Genomic DNA, 19577 nt, shown 5'->3' with positions numbered 1-19577 from the left:
CGAAGTGGGGCACGTCGAACATCCTGGCCCGGGCCGATCACGCGGCGCCAATGCCTATCCGGGGGTTCGGCATGCCGGTCCGGCATCAACCCTCTTGCGGGCACGTGGAGTTGCCGACGAGGTTCGCGATTTTGGGATGGATCACGGTCAGGGCGCTACGCCCCGGTTGTGCCAGCTGAGCGCATACGCGGCCTGGCGGGCACGCATCAACTCTCCGAGGGGCCGATGCTCGGTGGCCGCGATCCACGGGTTGAAGCTGCTTTTCTCGACGGCCTCGGCCAACGCCTCGTCAGGTGCTTGCCGAGGAAGGCACAGGCGCGCCACGGTGAGCCACGGCGCGTCCCAGCGGACCGAGGAGTCCTCGATCGGCGTGCGCCGCTCGTCCTCGAAGAACTGGGCTTGGAAGAGGAACTCCAGGTCGTCGTCGGCGAGTCGCCCGAAGATGTCGGCGGCGAGATCCTTGCGTGCTTCTTTGTTGACCGCTGTCGAGGCGGCGCACAGCTTCAACCGCGCGGCGTAGTCGCCGAACGTGATGGGCATGATGCTGAAGAAGTCATGCGTGGCGAATCCGCTGAACGGTTTCGCCATGTCCCGGAAGTTCACGACAGCGCTGCGTGTGAGCTGCGGCTTCGTAGCGACCTTTCGAAGCGCGGCGCCGGGCGCACTCGTGGAGAGATCGACGATCCCGACGACGTCCGCACTACCGCTGACCTTCAGGGTCTCCTGACTGACCAGGGTGAAGTTCTGCTCGACGCCGGTGGACGACGGCGTAGAGGCGCCGAGCACCTTGATCGCGAAACCGCGGATGTCCGGAGCCCGGTCGAGGGAGAAGTTTCCATTGGACAGCCGAACATGTGCTTCAAAGGCAGAAGGAGTGGCAAAAATCCCTTGCCGCGCATATTCGGGAAGATCTCCTTCCACCGCGAGGACAGCCTTCAGGGCGGCCACTCCGTTGCGATGCAGAGCTCTCCCGTGGCCCTGCTTCTTCAGACGTTTGCGTTGCAGTTCAGTGAAAACGCGCGCCTGGTCGGCGTGCCGGGTGCTCTCGTCGGGCAGAAAGACTTCGCGCCATTCAGTGCTCGGCATATGAAAACCTTCTCGATGTTCGGGCCTGTGGTCGGCGGCGACCACATAGTCATAGGCAGCCATCTCTCCCCCGCTCACCAGCGCCTGAGAGCCCGACCGGGCAGGGTTGTTCCGCCTTCCACCGAGCTTTGCGGCCCACGACATGTCACGCCAATGCCGATTGCCCGAACCGTCATGCCGATCGGGCATGACGCCTGGAAGCCCCAAGTCATGCCTGTCGGCCGTTGACGCTTCTACGTCGAACCGAGCGCCGCGATCACGATCTTGGCGAACTGGTCGATGGACGGCATCTTCCGGTTCTTGGCGTACGCCAGCGCCACCATGCGCGGGGCGACCCCCGCGAGCTGGACGTAGCGGATGTCGGGGCGACGGTAGAAATCGGCGAGGCCGGCCGGGACGACGATGAACCCGGTGCCGGACGCGACAGCTTCCAGGCTCTCCTCGATCGAGGTGGGCCGGTCGGCTTCCCGACGGTCGCGCACCGCTGCCGCGTGGAAGCCTGTTCCACGCCACTCCGGTACGTCATCGGAGTCCTGCAGCAAGCGGTACGGCGTCAGCTCCGCGATGTCGACGATCTGCGCCTGCGCCAGCGGATGTTCGTCGGAGAGTGCCGCGACGCGCGGTTCGGGGAACAGGGGAACAATCTCGAAGGTGTCGACCGGCAGCGGCAGCCGGACGAAGCAGACGTCGACACGGCCGTCGAGCAGATAGTCGACCTGGTCGGTGGGCGCCGTGTGCAGCACCTGCACATTGACCTCCGGCGCCAGCGCCCGGAACTGCCTGACGATCGGCGTGACTATGACCCCTGGCATGAAACCGATGGTGAAGTGGTGCCCCTCACGGCTGGCGAGGCGGACCCGCCGCTGTAAAGCCAGCGATGCCGCGAGCAGTGGCCGTGCGTCCTCCAGCAGCTGACCACCGGCCGGTGTGAGCGCCGTACCCAGCGGGCCGCGCTGGAGCAACGACGCTCCAAGATCGTCCTCAAGGGCGCGGATCTGCCGGCTCAGCGCGGGCTGCGTCATGTTCAGGCGTTCGGCGCCACGCACAAAGCTGAGCTCTTCGGCAACCGTCACGAAATAGCGGAGACGCCGGAGATCGATATCCATGACGGCCATGTTAGCCACGCTGCTTTTCCTGTCGAACTGCCTGCCGGAAAAACTCCTTGGGCTTTGGTGATACCCAACCGGCATAACTTCTTCGCGAAACGGCATTGGCGCCACTCGGCATCCACGGCCATGATTGGCTGACATAAAGTGGCCACCGAAGTCTCCGGTGACGTCCATTCAAACCGGACTCCTTCAGCACGAAAGACCAGGCGAATAGTCGGCCCGGTACAGCCGGTACTCCCATTGCGGGCTGGGAGCCTCCGATCATCTGAGGCCGGTGGACCGCCGCAGCGCCGCCTGGAGCAGACGGTCCACCAGGTCTCCGTACCCGATGCCGCTGGCCTGCCACATCTGCGGGTACATCGAGACGGGGGTGAAACCGGGCATGGTGTTGATCTCGTTGATCACGAATTGTCCGTCCTCGGTGAGGAAGAAGTCCGCGCGGACCAGGCCCTCGCAGGAAGCCGCCTCGAACGCCTTGAGTGCCAGTCGGCGCACCTCATGGGTCTGGCTGTCGGTCAGTGCCGCTGGCACCACTCCGGGGGTGGAATCGAGGTACTTCGCCTCGAAGTCGTAGTACGCGTGTGCGTCGGGCACCGGGATCTCGGCCGGCACGCTGGCCCGCGGTCCATCGGGGAATTCGAGCACGCCGCACTCGATTTCGCGGCCCTGCACCAGGGCCTCCACGATGATCTTCGCGTCGTGTCGGTGCGCCTCCGCGATCGCGTCCTCCAGCCCCTCCCTGCCGTCGACCCGGGTGATACCGATCGAAGAGCCGGCGCGTGCGGGTTTCACGAACAGCGGCCAGCCGTACGCGTCGGCGAAGCCACTGATCCGCGCGCGGGCGCCCGCCGCGTCGGAGTGCCACTCGCGGGGCCTGATCACCAAGTACGGCCCGACCGCCAGACCGAACGCGCTGAACACCCTCTTCATGTACTCCTTGTCCTGGCCGATCGCCGAGGCGAGAACGCCCGCGCCGACGTAGGGGATGCCGGACAGCTCCAGCAGGCCCTGCACAGTGCCGTCCTCGCCGTACGGTCCATGGAGTACGGGGAAGACCACGTCCGCTTCGCCGAGGACCTTCGGCGCCGCGCCGCGTTCGCCGCGGACGACGGTCCGATCGGTCGGGTCGACGGAGACCACGATGTTGCCCCGGTCCGTGTCCGCGAGCTGCTCGACCGTGGGCTGCCGCCGGTCGACCATCACCATGCGCCCAGGATCGTCCGACGTCAGGACCCACCGGCCGTCCCGGGTGATGCCGACAGGCAGGACGTCGTACTTCGTCCGGTCGATGGCACGCAGTACGGCCCCTGCGGTCACGACGGAGACGCCGTGCTCGGAGCTCCGGCCACCGAAGAGAAGTACCACCAGCGGCCTGCGGCGGGATCCGGACGGAGGGGAGGCGGATCGATCGGTCATGGTTTCTGCTTCCTTCGCTGCGCGGCGCCGCCCTCCCGGTCGGAAGGACGGCGCCGCACGTCGGTGGACCGAAGTCCTCGGTTGTCCGGTCAGCCGGCCAGTGAGGAACGGGAGACGGGGAAGTCGAAATAGGTGGACGGGTAGGGCTCGGCGGCGAAGGTGAAGTGCCACCATTCCTCGGCGAGATTCACGAATCCGAGTGACTCCAGCTCGTCCTTGAGCAGCAGTCTGTTGCTGTGCTGGACTCCCACGATGCGCGGGTCGAGGGTGTGCGCGAGCGTGTCGAAGCAGTCGTATCCGGTGCCCATGTCGATCGAGTTGTCCGGGAACCTCTGCGCGGCCGGCGCGTAGCACGGCTCAAGCTTTTCTCCGGGGACGTAAGGACGCGTCGGGTGGGCCGGCAGCTTCACGAGCGTGAGGTCGATCGTGCTGCCGCGACTGTGTCCCGATTTCGCCGCGATGTACCCGTCGGTGAATAGGTTGGCCTTGTCCACCTGCGGATAGAACTCGTCCTTCATCGTCAGGTCGGTCAGGTCCTGCGCCCAGTCGACGAACTGGTCCACCGCGCGCTGCGGCCGGTAGCAGTCGTAGACCTTCAGCGTGTAGCCCTGCGCCAGGAAGTGGCGCTCGGCCTTCGCCAGGGCCTGCGCCGTCGGGGCGGTGACGATGCACAGCGGTTCGACATAGCCGTTTATCGGCGTGCCGATGAAATTGTGGGGGGTGGCGTAGCGGATTTCCTGCAGAATCGCGGGGGCCACGTCGTGGAGCGCCACGAAATCGGCGGGCGCCTTACTGTCCGTGTCGGCAGCCTGTGCGGTGACCGAGGTGCTCGCAACTGTGCCGAGGACGGTCGCCAGAAATGCCAGCAGCATGGGTGCGCGTCTGCGCGCGTTTTTGATTTTCACTATGCCGTACCCCTACTTGATATATGGGCGGAGAATTTCCCCAGACCCGCGAACGGCGTCAGCGAGAGCGCCATGACGAAAATACCGAAGAACAAGGTGCAGTGCAGGAGACCGTATTCGCCGACGAGTAAACCCGTGACCAGTACCGGAACGCACATCGACGTATAAGTGATCGTGTAGATGGCGGCCATCAGGCCCGCCCGTTCCGTCGCGAGGACGTTCGCCGTCACCAGACGGACGCCGCCCTGGAACGCCGGGCCGAATCCCGCACCGGCCACCGCGGTCCCCACGTACAGAGCTGTGGAGGAGTCGCGGTGCGCGGCCAGCAGCGTGACGGCCACCCCCGTCGTCAGAAGCAGGGAGCCGCCCAAGGCCGTCCGGCCGGCGTCCCCATGCCGCGTCAGCAGCACTGCCGGTACCGCACTGGCGGTCAGCAGGGACACGATCAGGCCGTCGGCGGTCGACGACGCCGATCCGGTGATGCCCTGGACCAGATCGGGTCCGAGGGACAGATAGAAACCGCCCAGGGCCCAGACAGCCACGAACACGGGTGCGGTGACAAGGAGGGCTCGGCGGCTGGACCGGGGAGCGCGGATCCGCGGTCGCACCGAAAGCCAGGCTCCCGGGCTCGGCAGCCTCGATTCCGGGAGGAAGGCCAAACCCAGCATCTGGACGGCCAGCGCGCTGAACAGCAGCGTGTACACGCTGCCGAGGTGAGCCGGAATCAGGTCCATGAGCAGGCTCGTACCGAGCGTCCCCGACGCCATGCCGATGAGCGGAGCGACGCTGACGAACAGGGGCCCCCACCGTTTGGTCACGTCGAGCAGGGCGGCACCCAGCGCACTCGTCGCGGCACCCGTGGCCAGCCCCTGGAGCGTCCGGGCGAGGATCAGCGAGGTCACACCGCCGGCCTGCAGGAAGAGCAGCATGGACAGTGCTTCGAGGGCGAGAGCGACGCCGATGACCGGCCGCCGGCCGACATGATCGGAGAGCGCCCCGACGGTCAGGAGCGCGACCAGGACGCTCAGGCAGTACACGCCGTAGACCACGGTGACCGTGCCGGAGGAGAGGTGCCAACTCGCCTGGTAGACGCGGTAGAGCGGAGTGGGCGCACTGGAGGCGGCAAGGAACGTCGTCAGCACGGCGGATAAGAAGACAGCCGACCTTCGGCGAGAAACCGCATGGTCGGCCCGCCTGCCGGGCCGCCTGTCCCTTGCCTCGGACTGGACATGAAGCTCTTCGAGCATCGTTGTTCGGCTCTCTGTACGGGAAGGGCGGAACGGGAAGGGCGAGCGGCAACCCACAGGGCGCACGTCACTTGGCCTTTCGACAGGCCGCGCTCTCCATGACTCCGACGCCGAAGGCGACTCGACGGGCATCGGCGCGGCCTCCCACCGAGGGGGACCGGGGGAGGCCGACGTGGACCAACGTAGGGGTCCGGGTGACGTGTTCACGGCTGCCGTGGCGCATCGGGTACCAACAGGACCTCGACAGGGGCCGAACAGACACTGCGGCACGGCAGTTGTGCGAATGGCGTGTCGGGGAGCTGGGCACATGCCGATCCGGCATCAGAACGGCCCGAGTCGGTATCGGCGATATCGGCGGAGCCTGACCGAGAATCGGCGGGCGGGGCGGGTCCGCCTCTGTCGCCCGCCGACCCGCTGACGTCCGAGAGGGCCGGCCTTCGCCAACGCCTCCAGCCCAGGTCCAGGCTCCGCAACCCCGGAGGGCGAACGTCGAACATGACCGACCTCAGCATCGGCCACGGTCCCATCGGCCTCATGGAAGAGGAGGAAGTCACCTATCCCGTGAGCACGGTGCTCACGCTTCAGCGCGAGCGGACGGCGTCCTTGCTCCGCGCCCTGCGCAGTCAGCATGTGCTGCCCGCCCGGACTCATAACTGGGGCTCCGAGCGGGCTTACGGCGCGCTGCTGCACGAGGCCGGCACTCGCCTCGCCGTCCTGGACGTACCCGGGGCGCAGTGGAGCGACGGTCTTGAGCAACGCGTGCGCGCGCTCAGCAACATCTCATCCGTGGTCGTGCTCGTACCCGATCACACGGATTCCGTAGGGCTTCTCCTGGCGGGCGCCGCCAACGTCCTCCTCCGCGACTCGCCGCCCAGGGAACTCGCGAGCAGAATCACCGCGGAGCGGCGATGGCTGGACATGAGACCCACGCGGCAGCGGCAAGCCGAGGATTCGCCAGCGTTCCGTGAGGTCGGCCTCCAACAGCACTCCCAGCAGGTGCTGTTCGAGGTCCTCTGTTCCGCCTCGCGGCCCTGGTGCTGCCACGACCTGTGCCTGCTGCTCGGTACCGCCGGGGAACCGATGAGCCGCCGAGCGCTGCACGGCAGGATCGTACGGCTCGACGAGCGCCTCGCACGGCGTGGACTGTCGGTCGACTGCACGACCCAATGGGGGCGTACGACGTTCATGGGCGTCGTCGAAAAGACCCGGGAAACGCCTGGGCCGGCGAAGCGCGGCAGGCACTGAAGTGACGACTGAACGGCTCCTACGGACCCGGAGCTCGATGCGACAGCCCGGACCGCCCACTGCCGACCGAGGCGAACAGACCGACGGAGAGACGAAACATGGACGAGCGAGCGGCGACTTCCGGCGAAGACACGGAACCGGAGGAGTCGGAGGAGGCGGTCCGGGCCGCGCTTCTGGACGCCTGGAGGGCAGGGGGCGGCGGAAGAGACGGACGGGAGGCGGGAACATCGTCGTGTCCGGTGCCATGGGCCCTCGCGCGCTCTTGTCCGAGCAGGTCCGGCCCCCACCGGAGACTTCGAGGGATCCCACCACAGGGCGGCCTACCGGGTGCGTGAGCACGCTTCGGCAGGCCGCCCTCGACGCAGTGTCAGGTGGGCAGGTTCCACCTCTGGTTGACGGCACCGGTGCAGCTCGCGATCTGGAGCTGCGTGCCGGCGGTGGTGTAATTCGCGGTGGCATCAAGGCACTTGCCGGACTGCGGGTTGTAGATCGTGCCGTCGGCGCGCGTCTGCCAGGTCCCGCCGCCGGAGCCGTCGCAGTCGTCCAGCTCCACGGCGGTGCCGTCGGCCGTGCCTCCGCCCTTGACGGCCATGCACTTGTTCTCCACCGTCAGCGTGCCGTTGAGGTTCAGCGTCCACTGCTGCGAGTTCGTGTCGTTGCACCAATACAGCTGGATCGGGTTGCCGTTCGTGGTGTTCCCCGAGCGGTTGTCCACACACATCCCGGCGGAGTTGCTGAGGGGGCCCGTCGGGTTCTTCTCGTTGGTCAAGGAGAACCCGCTGTTCGCCGTCAGCACCGCGTAGGACAGATCCGAGCAACCGAGGTCGGACGACTTCACGGTGGCCGGCACGGTCGAGTTGGCCGCCGTGGCCGCCGTCCAGCCGCCGCCGTAGGAGGACTGGTACTGGAGTCCCGTGGTCTGGTACACCGCGCCCTTGGTCTCCGCGCAGTACTGGCCCTCACCGGTCGTGGGGTCGTAGTTCGTGTAGACCTCCATCATGTCCCAGCCGCCGCCGGAACTGCCGAGCTTGCTGGTGTTCGCGCTCTGGAAGAAGGGCTCCCAGGCGTGCGTGTCGTAGTTGTAGAGGTACGAGGTCCACTCGTTGGTCGTCGCATTGGTCTGGATGTCCTGGACCGAGTACGACGGCCGGCCGTTCACTTTCTTGGTGTAGGTGTCCAGGAAGGCGGAGTCGACGACCGTGGTCTTCGCCCAGCCCGGCGCTGCCGCACACCAGTCCCACGCGCCGACCCAGATCGAGCTGCGGAAGTAGATCGTGGTCATCTCGATGCAGCTCGCGTAACTCGGGTCCAGGGTCGGCGCGTAGACCGTGTCGTCGCCGGTGACCGGGGCCGAGAGGTTCACGCTGTGCGTGGCCTGCGCTCCGTGCATGGTTCCGCTGGTCGGGGAGACGCCCCAGGAGGCGTGGAACTTCCCCGTCCAGGAGGACAGGGCGCTCGTGGTGGCATCCGCGGCGGACGGCGCGTCCTCGGCGACGCCGACCGAGCCGACGTGCCCGGCGAAGTTGAGCTCGTAGAACCGCCGGGAGACCTCGGCAGGCAGTTCCTTCCGAACCGCCGACCCCGTCTTGCCGGGGACCACGTGCTCGCTGTGCAGGGCACCGGGCGCGGGTGAGCCGGAGTCCGGCTGGGCGGGAGCGGCTGCTTCGGAAGCAGGTGATCCGGTGGTCAGCGCCAGCACGGCGACGACTCCGACCAGGGCAGAGCCCAGTTTGTGTATGCGCACTACTTGTCCTATCTGGATGTACACATGACGGCGCCCGAGAACGGGGTGTGCCGTGACCGTTGTGGCCGGCCCGGCGGTCCGCCGCTCAGCCGAACAGGGCCGCGATGGTGACGGGGGAAGACGCGGGCTGCCCACCGCTCAGTGCTCGTGCACCTCGTTCGTCGCCTCGATCTGCTTCCACGACTTGGGCCGAACCGGAAGGGAAGACCTGCCGACCGCGGCGGGCACCGCCGGCTTGGCCGGCTTGAAGAGCCATGTGTCGAACAGCGCGCCCAGCTCCCTGCGGGACACCTTCTCGGCGTACCGCTGGAAGTCCACGACCGACGCGTTGCTGTAGGTGTGCTTCTGCGGCCCCCCTCGGGGGGGCTGTAGAAGGGCCGGGTCCGGGTCTCCAGCGCGAAACCGGTGGGCACGTCCGGCACATGGCCGCCGAGCGCGTCGTACGGATGGGGAACCATCACCACGCCGACTCCGGCTCGTTGGCCGCGACCGCGCCGTCCGCCGTGTACAGCCAGGCGGTGAATCCGTATGCATGCTTCGACGCGGGTGTCTCGCTGTAGCGCACTACGACGGTGATGTCCGCGCCCTGGTCCAACCCCGTCCTGGGAGTCCCCGCCAACTCGTCCGTGCCGACTGGTACTTCAGCCGCAGGTCGTAATGGGAGACGTCGTATCCACCGTTGCTGTGGGGCGGTGGCGAGCGCGCTCGGAGCGATGAGTCCGTAGTGCACTGAGGCTCCAAGTCATGGATGAACGGCAGGGGTTCGAACCCTGTGACATCAGCTGTCGGCGTGCTGACGTCACCGGCTTCACATGATCGTCGGCCGGTCACCGGGACGACCGCAGTCCTGTGGCGACCGTGCCCGTTCGTACCCGTCGCAGTGCCTCATTCTCTGTATTTCCGCGCACTTAAAACGTCAGGAATTCGGTGCTGGAAATGTCGTTCGCCGGCTCATGCCGGATCGACATGGACGGGAGCGGGATTGGCATTAGCGTTCCGCCGAAGCGACCGCCATAGTTGATTTGGCGAAGCGCAGCAGGCCGCAAGAGAAAAGGTTTCCGTGTTCATGCGGACCATGGCGCTTCCTCTGCCGATTCGGCTGGACAACTTCGAGAGGAATAACAACAAATGAAGTCCACCGTTCGAATCAAAACGCTGGTGGCTGCCGGGCTGGTGAGTGGCGCGGTCGTAGCCTCGCTTGCCGTGACGAACGCGAGCGCCGTCACGACCAGGGCGAACGATCACGCCGTCGCCTCGCAGACGGCGCACCGCGCGAAGCCGACGGTGGTCCTGGTCCACGGGGCGTTCGCCGACTCCTCCAGCTGGAGCAGCGAGATCGGCTACCTGCGGCAGCAGGGCTACCCGGTCCTCGCGATCGACACCCCGCTGCGCGGCCTGGCCTTCGACAGCGCCTATGTCGAGGCGCAGGTCAAGACCGTCAAGGGTCCCGTGGTGCTGGTCGGCCACTCCTACGCGGGAGAGGTCGTCAGCCAGGTCGCCGCGACGACGTCGAACGTCAAGGCCCTCGTCTACGTGGCGGCTCTCATCCCCAAGGCGGGAGAAGCCGCCGGCTCACTGATCGGACAGTTCCCCGGGTCGCAGCTCGTTTCGGAGAACTTCCGCACCGTTCCGCTGCCCGGCGGTGACACCGACGTGTACCTCAAGGCGGACAAGTTCGGGACCGTGTACGGCAACGGGCTGTCGAAGTCGGCCATCAGCGTCGCCTCGGTGACTCAGGAGCCGGTCGCCCTTTCGGCCTTCACCGACAAGGCCACGGTGAATCCGCCGGCGAAGACGCCGAAGTGGGCGGTCATCTCGACGGAGGACCACGCTGTGCCGACGGCCGCCCAGAAGTTCCAGGCCAACCGGGTGGGCGCCCACATCACCTACACCCGCTCGGGACACGACGTTCCTTCGATCAGCCCGGGAGCGGTCGACCGCGCCATCGTCGCCGCCGCCAACTCCGTGCACTGATCCGTCCCAGTAGCAGGGCGCCTGTTTGATCGGCGCGGGGCTTCTGCGGCTGTGCCATGGGCTTGCTTCGCCGTCGTACCGGCACACGCGATGCCCCCACGACCACGCAGGACTGGGAGGGACTCGCTACCGCAGGCCGCGCTCCGCGCGCACTCCGAGGGCAGAAGGGCTCCCGCAAGCATCCGGCTTGCGGGAGCTCTTCGTCCCATAAGGGAAGCGGCGATACCCGCAGACCGAATTCGGCCCGCTTCAATTCGGCGAGTTTATTTAGTCAGTAGCCATGACCTCGCGATTACGCTGAAGTCGACTTGGAGTGTGTAGCGGTCGGCGGCGCAGGAAATGGTGGTGTGTTCGCGTAGGGCGATGCGCTGACCCGCGAAAGCGCCGCTTCGGTTCTCACGAGGGACAGCCCGGAACTCATCGCGGAGGTCGGCTGCTCCGTTTGATCGGGCCCATGGCTGCTCGACAAGTGATGGTCCGACGGCTGCTCACAGGCCGGTGACGGGCTGTCCGGTGAGTGCTTGGGCGATCTGTCAAAGCTGTCCGCCGCGGGACGCCTTCACGAGGACGACGTCGCCGGGCGGAGGATGGACGCCAGATGGGACGCGAGCGGGGTCGACTCGTGGGGGACCACCTGCACTCGGGGCACGCGGGGGGCGCGGAAACCGCACATTGGACTGGACAGCAAAGAACCCCCGGGTGATCGACCCGGGGGTTTCGCATGGAGCGGGTGACGAGAATCGAACTCGCACTCTTAGCTTGGGAAGCGACGGAGCTTGCTCGCCGACTACTGTACTGACCTGTGGAAACGTGAGGTCAGGCCCCGTGGGCGGGTCGGGATCGCACCTTTGGTGGCCGTTGTCGTCCGCCCTGAAGGGCACGGATGGGGCACGCGGTTGAAGCGAGGTCGATGCGGGCGCCTTCAGCGGGACGTCGACGTGTGTTCCACCGAAGGCTTGCTGAGCGGTGGCCTGACGCTTTGCTCGGGCGACGCCTCAGGTATCCATAGGCCGGGAGCCTCTGCCGGGCCCTGACGGTGAAGAGATGTCTCAGTTGGGCATGTCGACGGTCAGTCCGGCTGCTTGAGCAGCATCGGCCAGTCGTTTGTCGTACGTGACGAAGGAGGTCAGCTGGGAGCGGATACGGAGAGCCGTTGCCAGGTGGATGGCGTCCAGACTCCGTACGGTCACAGGTTTGACGGTCTGGGCCAAGATGCGAATGCCGGCATCCAGCTCCACCAACTCGATCAGGTCGAGGACCGGGTGGAGCCGGGCGACAGCCTCCGGGGCGTAGCGCCCAAGGGCCCGCGACGACTCGATCTCCACCAGAACCGAACTCGTCCATCCGGTCTCGGCTCGTTCGTCGAGCCAGTCGCGCAAAGCCTGCGACTCGGACTCGGCGTGGACGAGTTTCACGACGGCGGCCGAGTCGAGATAGATCATCAGCGCTCGTCCTCGCGACTGTGGGCGATTTCCGCGGCGATGTCGATGCCGTCCGGTTCACCAAGCGGCATACGCAGGACGGCGCGACGCATCGCGGCGGCCCGCTCTTTGCGTAGGGCGGCTTCGAGCACGGCTTGGCGGATGGCTGCCGAGCGTGAACTGCCGTCATGGGTGAGAACGTCCAGAGCGTGCTCGGTCTCCGAGTCGCTGCGGATCGTGATGGTGTCAGCCATGAAACCAATGTAAGACGATCTGTCTTACATGGCAAGCCTGAGACTGCTGTCCCCTTCACAGTGCAGGAAAGCGCCAGTTGGTCCGCAGGGGGCGGCAGGCTGAGGGCTCTCATCGGTGACCGCTGCGGTGAGTGTCATGAAACGGCAGGTCAGCGGCGTGTTCCGGCAGTCGGAGTGGCGAGTGGGTGGCACTCGGCAAGCGCTCGTGCCCTCCGCGTGCCCAATCTTCGGGTGTCTTGTGCGCCGGAAAATGCGACTGAGAGCCCGCCATGAAAGAGCCCCAGGCTGCTGACCTGGGGCTTCAAGAAAAGCGGGTGACGAGAATCGAACTCGCACTCTCAGCTTGGGAAGCTGATGTTCTACCACTAAACTACACCCGCGTAAGACGCCGGTTGAGCCGGTGTCGAATGCCCGCTCACTCTACCTCATGCCCGGTCGGCGGCGCTGAAGCCCTGGGGTGACGGTCGTGTTTCGGAGGGTGGACGCGGCTGCGGGGGACCGGAGTTGGGGCGTACGGTGGAGGCGTGGAAGAGGGTCCGGGTGGGACGGAGTGCCGCCTGGAGAGTCGTTCCTTTCATCCCGTAATGTGGCATTTGGCGTCCGGCGAGCAGCAGCCGGACGCGGCTCTTGGGGAAGGGACTCATGGACTTGATGGAGCGCACCGTCGTCCGTTGTGCCGATGGGCACGTGTTCAGCACCGCTTCGTTCCCGATGCAGCAGGCCGAGCGGCTCGGCCCCGGACGGCTCGTCCGGTGTCCACGGTGTGCCCGGCTCCGCAGCGCGGTGCCGGTGACCTTGGAGAAGCAGTAGCGGTGACGGCGAAGCAGTAGCCGTAACGCGGTAGGCAGTCGCTGGCGCGCGGGTCCGTCCGATTGTGGTCGGTCCGCGCGTCTTGCGTATCCTCGGGGCGTGCTTCTCTCAGACAAGGACATCCGGGCCGAGATCGACGCCGGGCGGGTCCGGATCGATCCCTACGACGAATCCATGGTGCAGCCGTCGAGTGTCGACGTGCGCCTCGACCGCTACTTCCGGGTGTTCGAGAACCACCGCTACCCCCACATCGACCCCTCCATCGAGCAGGCGGACCTGACGCGGCTGGTGGAACCGGAGGGCGACGAGCCGTTCATCCTCCACCCCGGCGAGTTCGTGCTCGCCTCGACCTACGAGGTCGTATCGCTCCCCGACGACCTCGCCTCGCGCCTGGAGGGCAAGTCCTCCCTCGGCCGCCTCGGGCTCGTCACGCACTCCACCGCCGGCTTCATCGACCCCGGCTTCTCCGGCCACGTGACACTGGAGCTGTCGAACCTCGCGACCCTCCCCATCAAGCTCTGGCCCGGCATGAAGATCGGCCAGCTCTGCCTGTTCCGGCTCACCTCGCCCGCCGAGTTCCCCTACGGCAGCGAGCGCTACGGCTCCCGCTACCAGGGCCAGCGCGGCCCCACCGCCTCCCGCTCCTTCCTCAACTTCCACCGGACGCAGGTGTGAGCATGGACGCCGTACGGGAGAACCTCACCTACGACACGTTCGGCGTCGCCGTCCGCGAACTCGCGCAGACCATCGCCGACGACGGCTACGAGCCCGACATCATCCTCAGCATCGCCCGCGGTGGAGTCTTCGTCGCCGGCGGCCTCGCCTACGCCCTCGACTGCAAGAACATCCACCTCGTCAACGTGGAGTTCTACACCGGCGTCGGCACCACCCTCGACATGCCCGTCATGCTCGCCCCCGTCCCCAACGCCATCGACTTCTCCTCCAAGAAGGTCCTGATCACCGACGACGTCGCCGACACCGGCAAGACGCTCAAACTGGTCCGCGACTTCTGCCTGGACACCGTCGCCGAGGTCCGCAGCGCGGTCGTCTACGAGAAGTCGCAGTCGCTGGTGAAGTGCGAGTACGTGTGGAAGCGCACCGACGACTGGATCAACTTCCCGTGGTCCGTCGAACCGCCGGTGGTCCGGCGCACGGGTCAGGTTCTCGACGCCTGAGGGTGGCTAGCAGTTCCTACGACGACGGTGGGCTCCCGGTACGCACCGGGAGCCCACAGTCGTCGTCACCGAAGAACCTCTAGAACGTGCCCAGTTTCACGATCGACAGCAGGGCGATCAGCTGGATCGCGGAGGCGCCCAGGGCCTTGGGCCAGGGAAGGTCGTGGGAGCGGCTGACCATCATCGTCAGGAGCACGCCGGCCGCCACCCAGGTGGCCCAGCCGAGGGCCTGGACGAAGGTGGCGTCGCCGCCGAAGAACATGGCGAAGATCAGGCGGGGGGCGTCCGTGATCGACATGATCAGCATGGACAGACCGACCGTGGGCTGCCACGCTCCGTCGCCGCCCAGCTGGCGGGCCAGGGTGTGGGTGACCACGCCCAGGACGAAGGACGACAGCACCAGTGCCACGGCGGTGATCAGGACGATCGGGACCGCGTTCGCCAGCGTGGCGTTTATGGCGTCCGTGCGGGCGCCGTCGAAGCCGAAGACCGCGAGCAGGCCGTAGAGGAACGTCACGATCAGGGCGGGGGCCCACATCGTGTAGTCGCGCATCTGGAGGAACGTCTGCCGGGGTTCGAGGACGATGCCCCGCAGCAGGTCCTTCCAGTGCAGACGGGGGCCGACCGGGCCCGTGGGGGCCTGCGCCGAGCCCGCGCGGTACGTACCGCCCTGGGTGTACGGGTCCTCACCTACGGAGAACGCCTGGGTGTTGCCCGGGTTGTTCGCCGCGTACGGGTCGGGGGTGGTCGGGTGACCGCCCTGGCCGTAGCCGCCGTCGCCGAAGTACTCCGGCTCGTCGCCGTAGGCGCCGTTGCCGCCGTTCGCCTGGGACCACTGCCGGCCGCCGCCCGCGGGGCTTCCGTACTGCGGTTGCTGCTGCGGGTACGGCTGCGGCTGCGGCGCAGAGGGGTAGCCGTACGGCTGTCTCTGCGGCGCTCCCTGCGGTGCCGGGGGAGCCTGCTGCCCGTACGGAGGTTGTTGAGGGCGCGCTTGCGGGGCCCGGCCGTCCCGGCCGCCGCGTCCGATCCTGAATCCAGCCACGTCATCGAACGTACCTGGTTCCGCAGAGTCACGGGCCGGGCCGGGGGTTTCGGGCGGGGCTTTGCTGCCGAGCTGTGACATCCCCTAAGGGACGTAGGGGAGAGGGAGCGGACGGCCGCCGGGCCCGTGGCGTACGGCCACGGGCCCGGCGGAGAGAAGGAGCTGAGACCTAGTCGGCGAACAGCGAGCCGAACTGCGGTGTGCCCGCCGTCGAGACACCCGCCGCGCCCGCGGAGATGGCACGGGAGCCGGTCGTGACGATCTTCGTGCCGTTGGAGGGCAGGTAGGTGACCGCGCCGTCGGCGCTGTTCTCGTACGAGCCGACGATCAGGTCCGCCCTGCCGTCGCCGTTGACGTCGTCGAGCTTGACGTCGGCGCCGAAGAGGTCGTTCTTCTCGTCGGCGCCGGGGACGCCGGCCGTGCTCTGGGCGAAGGACTGGACGCCCGTCGTGGTGTTGACGCCGCTGGCGGAGCCGTAGATGACCGTGACCATGCCGGCGTTGGTGGCGGCGCCGAGGTCCTCGTTCGGGGCGGAGACCACGACGTCCTGGTAGCCGTCGCCGTTGACGTCACCCAGGTCCAGGTCCCAGCCGAAGGCGTCGCCCTTCTCCGAACTGCCCGGTATGTTCCCGGAGTTCTGGGTGATGCCGGTGGTCGCGGCGGGGCCGGACGCGGAACCGTAGGTGATGTTCACCTTGCCGCCGTTCGCCGAGTCCGGGACGGTCGTACCGTCGCTCGTCGTGGCGTCCCAGCCGGCGCCGGTGACGATGTCGCCGTAACCGTCGCCGTTGATGTCGCCGATGCCGGTGACGATGCCGGGCTTGAGGGTCTGCACTGAGGCGACACTCAGACCGCTCGCGGTGCCGGGCACGAGGTAGTTGGTGTTCCAGCCGTTGCTGGTCTGGGTCTCGTAGCCGTCGACCACCAGGTCGGTGCGGCCGTCGCCGTTGACGTCACCGGCCGTGAGGTGCTGCGGGCCGTACGGGAAACCGGTCGTGCCGGGCTGGATCGGGGGCTTGATCGTGTAACGGCCGCCGGGCTTGCCGGTGGAGCTGCTGAAGCCGCCCTTGTAGACGTAGACGGTCGCGGCCGAACTGCCCACCGCCAGATCCGCCTTGCCGTCGCCGTCGAAGTCGCCGGCGGCCAGCGTCTGGCCCCAGTTGTCGTGCCCGGACACGGCCGGGTCCGGTACGTCGCTGCTCTTGCCGGTGAGGCCGCTCCTCGAGCCCCACAGGATCGCGAGCGCGCCGCCGTCGGTGTCCGTGCCGACCTTCTCGTACGGCGAGCCCACGGCGAGGTCGTCGTATCCGTCGCCGTTGAAGTCGGCGTAGGCCGTGGCGTAGCCGAAGTAGTCGCCCTTCTCGGCGGTACCCGGCACGTTGCCGGAGTTCTGGCTCAGCGTCGAACGCTTCGTCGACGACACTCCGGTGGCCGTGCCGTACAGGGCCACGACCTGACCGGCGTCGGCCTTGCCGGTGACGTACGCGCCCGGCGCGGAGACGACGACATCACCGATGCCGTCGCCGTTGAAGTCGGCCTTCGCGACCTTGAAGGAGTCGGCGGCGGTAGCTGTCGTCACCGAGAGGCTGAGCAGACCGCCCGTCAGCGCGGCCGCGGCGGCCGTCGCGAGGGCGAGTCGCAGGTACTGCTGCATGCGGGGTCTCCTGCGGCATGCGGGGATGCGTGGCTGGCATCCGCGTCGATGAGGTGTCGATGGGGTGCGTACCGTCCGTGTTTGCCGGGGGTTGTCCTTGGCTTCACGGGTGGTTGGCGATCAGGAGACCCTTGGTGGGGCGTAAGGGTTGTGCGTGAGCTCGGTAAATCTCTGAGGTTGGTGGGAGGGGCGGGGTGGTGTTTGCGTGTGTTGTGAAGTTGCCGTTGGGCCACTCGCTTCTCAACCGGGCTGGAGCGGACCTAGTCAAGGGTGACCCGCAGGGTCATCGGCGGAGCCGACGCGGAGCGCAGCGCAGCGCCCTTTACTCGGTCCGTGGAAGCCCGACACTGGCAAAGAAGCGAGTGGCCCGACGTCCACTGTCGTTATGACGTACAGACGTTCTTGAGTTCGTCCGCTGCCGCGTCGATCTTGCTGGAATCCGGGTTCGTATCGCCGTTCAGGATCGCCTTGTTGTAGTCGGAGATCGCCTTTTCGAGGTCGTCCGCGGCCTTGTTGACCTTGTTGTCGTCCGAGTTCGCGTTGATCTTGTCGAGGTTCTTGTCGATCGTGGTGATGGATTCGTCGGTGCGGGTCGGGTCCTTCGCCGCGTCCACACCCGCCTCGTGGATTGCCTTGAGGCTGTCGGAGATGGTGTTCCAATTCCCCAGGCAGTCCAGCGAGTTCGAGGTATCGGTGGGGTCGCAGGCCGTGAGGAGGCCGGCGGTGAGGGTCGCGGTGGCAACGAGGGTGACCAGCGTTGCCGTACGGCGTACGCGGGGGCGATGCACGGTCATGGGAGGCCTTTCGAGGGCAGGTTCGGGGGCGGGTTCGGTGAGTGACTGCTGATCGGGCCGTCAGGCTCAGGCCCAGGGCTCGTCCGTCGAGGTCCGGGGGGACGCCGAGGCCGGGCCCTTGCGGAGGTTGGAGATGAGGCCGCCCGCCGCGCCCAGGGAGACCAGGCCCATTCCGGCCGCCGTCGCGATGCCCTTGGCGCCGTCCATGGCGAAGTAACTGGCCACGGCCACACCGCCGTTGAACAGGAACAGGAAGCACAGGGTCGACGTCTTCGAGAGGAATGCCTTGATCTTCGGCTTCTTCGCGATGCGAGAACCCGTCAGCAGCGAGACGGCGATACCGGCGAAGGTGGCCGCGGTCTTCGCCGTGCCGTCGAGTACGGCGCCGGAGGCCGTGCTCGCGGCGAGGCCGCCGATGAAGAACGACCACAGCAGCAGGTTGGCGATGAACGACTTCACGGTGGCGAGCAGCGATTTCACGGGATTTCCTTCGGGGGAAGAGGGAGGAGGAAAGGGGGCTTCGGGGCCTGATCTCTGTCCTCTACGATTCCGTCGCGCGCTCGCCGTCACGAGGGACCGTTCTCCCGAATGCATGGTGTAGCGCGCTACACCATGGGGGAGCGGGGGGTGGGGTTTGTGTGGGCTGTGCTGGTGTGGGCCGTGCGGCTGTGCGGGCTGGTGGGGTGGGTCGCCGTCGCGGTGGCCTGTACGTGGTTGCTCGGGGTCGGGGCCGTACCGCGGCCGTGGAACGGGTTGTTGGCGTGGGGAGCCGTTGCCGCGGGGTGTGCCGTGGTCCGGGTGGGGGCGTTGTGGGGGTTGCGGCGGTTCGGAGGGACCGGAGGTGGTGTTTCCCTCAAGAAGTCGGATGGCAGCGGGAGTTGGGCTCCGTACGACCGGCTGGAGCCCGAAGTCCTCAGTCGTCGGCGTCCGCCCTTGGGCTACGTGCTCGGGCGCTCCTCGGAGTCCCGGGCCTGGATCCGGCTCCGTACCTGCGCCGTGTGGCTTCTCGTGGGCCTCGCCTCCGGCGCGCTGTTCGTCGGACTGCTGGGCACCGGTAGCGGTGACGACCGGGTCGACGCCCTGCGGGACGCCGGGGCGAGGGTGAGTACCGCCACCGTCGTGGAGCGGCCGGGCGGGGTGCGGGAGGACCTGAGCGAGGACGTCGTACGGGGGTATTCGGCGCGGTTGGTGGTCGCCGTGCCGGGCGGGCCCGAGCGGCTTGTCGTGAAGGGTGCCTATACGTACGACAAGCCCCGCGCCGGTGCCGAGGTGGCGGTGCTCTGGGCTCCGTCGGCCCCTGAGCTGGGCGGGTACGTGCATGAGCGCAAGGATCTGCGCGCGCTCGCCGGGGGCCGCTGGAGTGCCTTCTCGGGCGGAGGCGACGGCAGGGACGCCCTCGTCGCCTTTGTGCTCGTCATGGTCATCGGGTGCGTACTGGCCGCCGTGTTCACCTTCACGGCCGGAACCGGGGCCCTGCAGCGGCTGGCCTGGTCACCTGGGGTCCAGACGGTCCGCGGGGCCCTGACCGTGGCCGTCTTCCTGGGCTGGCGCCCGTTGCTTCTGGGGGACGAGGCGAGTCTGCCGGAGGAGTTGTTCGCCGGGGGCGGTTTCATCCTCGTCCTCCTCGTGTACGTCTTCACCTCCGTGGGGACCATCGGGGACGACGACTGACGGGACGACGACGCCCCGCACCCTTCGGCG

Annotated in this window: 17 protein-coding genes, 1 tRNA gene and 1 pseudogene; 5 read left to right on the top strand and 14 right to left on the bottom strand. The window is 67.4% G+C overall.

The window, feature by feature from the left end:
• Positions 1-147: 147 nt before the first annotated feature.
• The 5 genes from SSP08S_RS55815 to SSP08S_RS55810 form a co-directional block, all read right to left on the bottom strand.
• The gene (locus tag SSP08S_RS55815; protein ID WP_218006665.1) at positions 148-1149 is read right to left on the bottom strand and encodes a catalase family protein; all 1002 of its coding nucleotides are present in this window, start codon (positions 1147-1149) and stop codon (positions 148-150) included.
• A 170-nt stretch (positions 1150-1319) separates the two neighbouring features.
• A complete protein-coding gene (locus SSP08S_RS25295; RefSeq protein ID WP_019070426.1) occupies positions 1320-2201 on the bottom strand; it encodes a LysR family transcriptional regulator in 882 nt (293 codons plus the stop codon).
• Positions 2202-2456: 255 nt separating this feature from the next.
• Complete coding sequence (locus tag SSP08S_RS25290; RefSeq protein ID WP_019070425.1) at positions 2457-3611, bottom strand: D-alanine--D-alanine ligase family protein; 1155 nt, start codon at positions 3609-3611, stop codon at positions 2457-2459.
• A gap of 89 nt (positions 3612-3700) precedes the next feature.
• Complete coding sequence (locus tag SSP08S_RS25285; protein ID WP_019070424.1) at positions 3701-4483, bottom strand: M15 family metallopeptidase; 783 nt, start codon at positions 4481-4483, stop codon at positions 3701-3703.
• A gap of 32 nt (positions 4484-4515) precedes the next feature.
• Entirely contained in the window at positions 4516-5658 is a 1143-nt protein-coding gene (locus SSP08S_RS55810; protein WP_019070423.1) for an MFS transporter, read from the bottom strand.
• A 600-nt stretch (positions 5659-6258) separates the two neighbouring features.
• Between SSP08S_RS55810 and SSP08S_RS25275 the strand changes: the two genes are divergently transcribed.
• Positions 6259-7008 (top strand): hypothetical protein, encoded by a 750-nt coding sequence (locus SSP08S_RS25275; RefSeq protein WP_019070422.1) that lies wholly within the window; start codon positions 6259-6261, stop codon positions 7006-7008.
• 367 nt (positions 7009-7375) lie between these two features.
• On the opposite strand, the gene SSP08S_RS58255 is transcribed toward SSP08S_RS25275, so the two are convergent.
• Together SSP08S_RS58255 and SSP08S_RS63540 are read right to left on the bottom strand one after the other, a co-directional pair.
• On the bottom strand, positions 7376-8752 hold the full coding sequence (locus tag SSP08S_RS58255) for a ricin-type beta-trefoil lectin domain protein (RefSeq protein ID WP_019070421.1): 1377 nt from the start codon (positions 8750-8752) through the stop codon (positions 7376-7378).
• Between the two features lie 138 nt (positions 8753-8890).
• Positions 8891-9445 (bottom strand): annotated as a pseudogene (locus tag SSP08S_RS63540) (hypothetical protein); the annotation flags it as partial.
• A gap of 510 nt (positions 9446-9955) precedes the next feature.
• On the opposite strand from SSP08S_RS63540, the gene SSP08S_RS25250 reads away from it, so the two are divergent.
• Positions 9956-10726: an alpha/beta hydrolase gene (locus SSP08S_RS25250; protein WP_158697196.1), complete on the top strand. Its 771-nt coding sequence runs from the start codon at positions 9956-9958 to the stop codon at positions 10724-10726.
• A gap of 1049 nt (positions 10727-11775) precedes the next feature.
• Here the strand turns inward: SSP08S_RS25250 and SSP08S_RS25245 are convergent.
• The 3 genes from SSP08S_RS25245 to SSP08S_RS25235 form a co-directional block, all read right to left on the bottom strand.
• The gene (locus tag SSP08S_RS25245; RefSeq protein WP_019070419.1) at positions 11776-12168 is read right to left on the bottom strand and encodes a type II toxin-antitoxin system VapC family toxin; all 393 of its coding nucleotides are present in this window, start codon (positions 12166-12168) and stop codon (positions 11776-11778) included.
• Entirely contained in the window at positions 12168-12401 is a 234-nt protein-coding gene (locus SSP08S_RS25240; RefSeq protein ID WP_019070418.1) for a hypothetical protein, read from the bottom strand. The genes SSP08S_RS25245 and SSP08S_RS25240 overlap by 1 nt, the downstream gene beginning before the upstream one ends.
• A gap of 309 nt (positions 12402-12710) precedes the next feature.
• Positions 12711-12781: transfer RNA gene (locus SSP08S_RS25235), tRNA-Gly, on the bottom strand.
• Between the two features lie 529 nt (positions 12782-13310).
• Here SSP08S_RS25235 and dcd point away from each other — a divergent pair.
• Both dcd and SSP08S_RS25220 read left to right on the top strand, forming a co-directional pair.
• On the top strand, positions 13311-13886 hold the full coding sequence (dcd, locus tag SSP08S_RS25225; protein WP_019055444.1) for a dCTP deaminase: 576 nt from the start codon (positions 13311-13313) through the stop codon (positions 13884-13886).
• 2 nt (positions 13887-13888) lie between these two features.
• Positions 13889-14386: a phosphoribosyltransferase gene (locus tag SSP08S_RS25220; protein ID WP_019070416.1), complete on the top strand. Its 498-nt coding sequence runs from the start codon at positions 13889-13891 to the stop codon at positions 14384-14386.
• 79 nt (positions 14387-14465) lie between these two features.
• On the opposite strand, the gene SSP08S_RS25215 is transcribed toward SSP08S_RS25220, so the two are convergent.
• From SSP08S_RS25215 to SSP08S_RS25200, 4 genes are all read right to left on the bottom strand, one after another.
• On the bottom strand, positions 14466-15509 hold the full coding sequence (locus tag SSP08S_RS25215; protein ID WP_078532511.1) for a Yip1 family protein: 1044 nt from the start codon (positions 15507-15509) through the stop codon (positions 14466-14468).
• A gap of 88 nt (positions 15510-15597) precedes the next feature.
• Positions 15598-17082, bottom strand: a complete 1485-nt coding sequence (locus SSP08S_RS25210) for an FG-GAP-like repeat-containing protein (protein WP_019070414.1) — start codon at positions 17080-17082, stop codon at positions 15598-15600.
• 383 nt (positions 17083-17465) lie between these two features.
• On the bottom strand, positions 17466-17876 hold the full coding sequence (locus SSP08S_RS25205; RefSeq protein ID WP_019070413.1) for a hypothetical protein: 411 nt from the start codon (positions 17874-17876) through the stop codon (positions 17466-17468).
• 66 nt (positions 17877-17942) lie between these two features.
• Positions 17943-18356, bottom strand: coding sequence for a hypothetical protein (locus tag SSP08S_RS25200; protein WP_019070412.1), 414 nt, complete (start codon positions 18354-18356; stop codon positions 17943-17945).
• Between the two features lie 147 nt (positions 18357-18503).
• Between SSP08S_RS25200 and SSP08S_RS25195 the strand changes: the two genes are divergently transcribed.
• The gene (locus SSP08S_RS25195) at positions 18504-19547 is read left to right on the top strand and encodes a hypothetical protein (RefSeq protein WP_158697195.1); all 1044 of its coding nucleotides are present in this window, start codon (positions 18504-18506) and stop codon (positions 19545-19547) included.
• Positions 19548-19577 lie beyond the last annotated feature (30 nt).

This window comes from Streptomyces hokutonensis (genome assembly GCF_000376565.1).
GTDB classification, from domain to species: domain Bacteria; phylum Actinomycetota; class Actinomycetes; order Streptomycetales; family Streptomycetaceae; genus Streptomyces; species Streptomyces hokutonensis.
The sequence above is the reverse complement of the archived record's forward strand: the minus strand, read 5'-3'. Positions and strand labels throughout refer to the sequence as shown.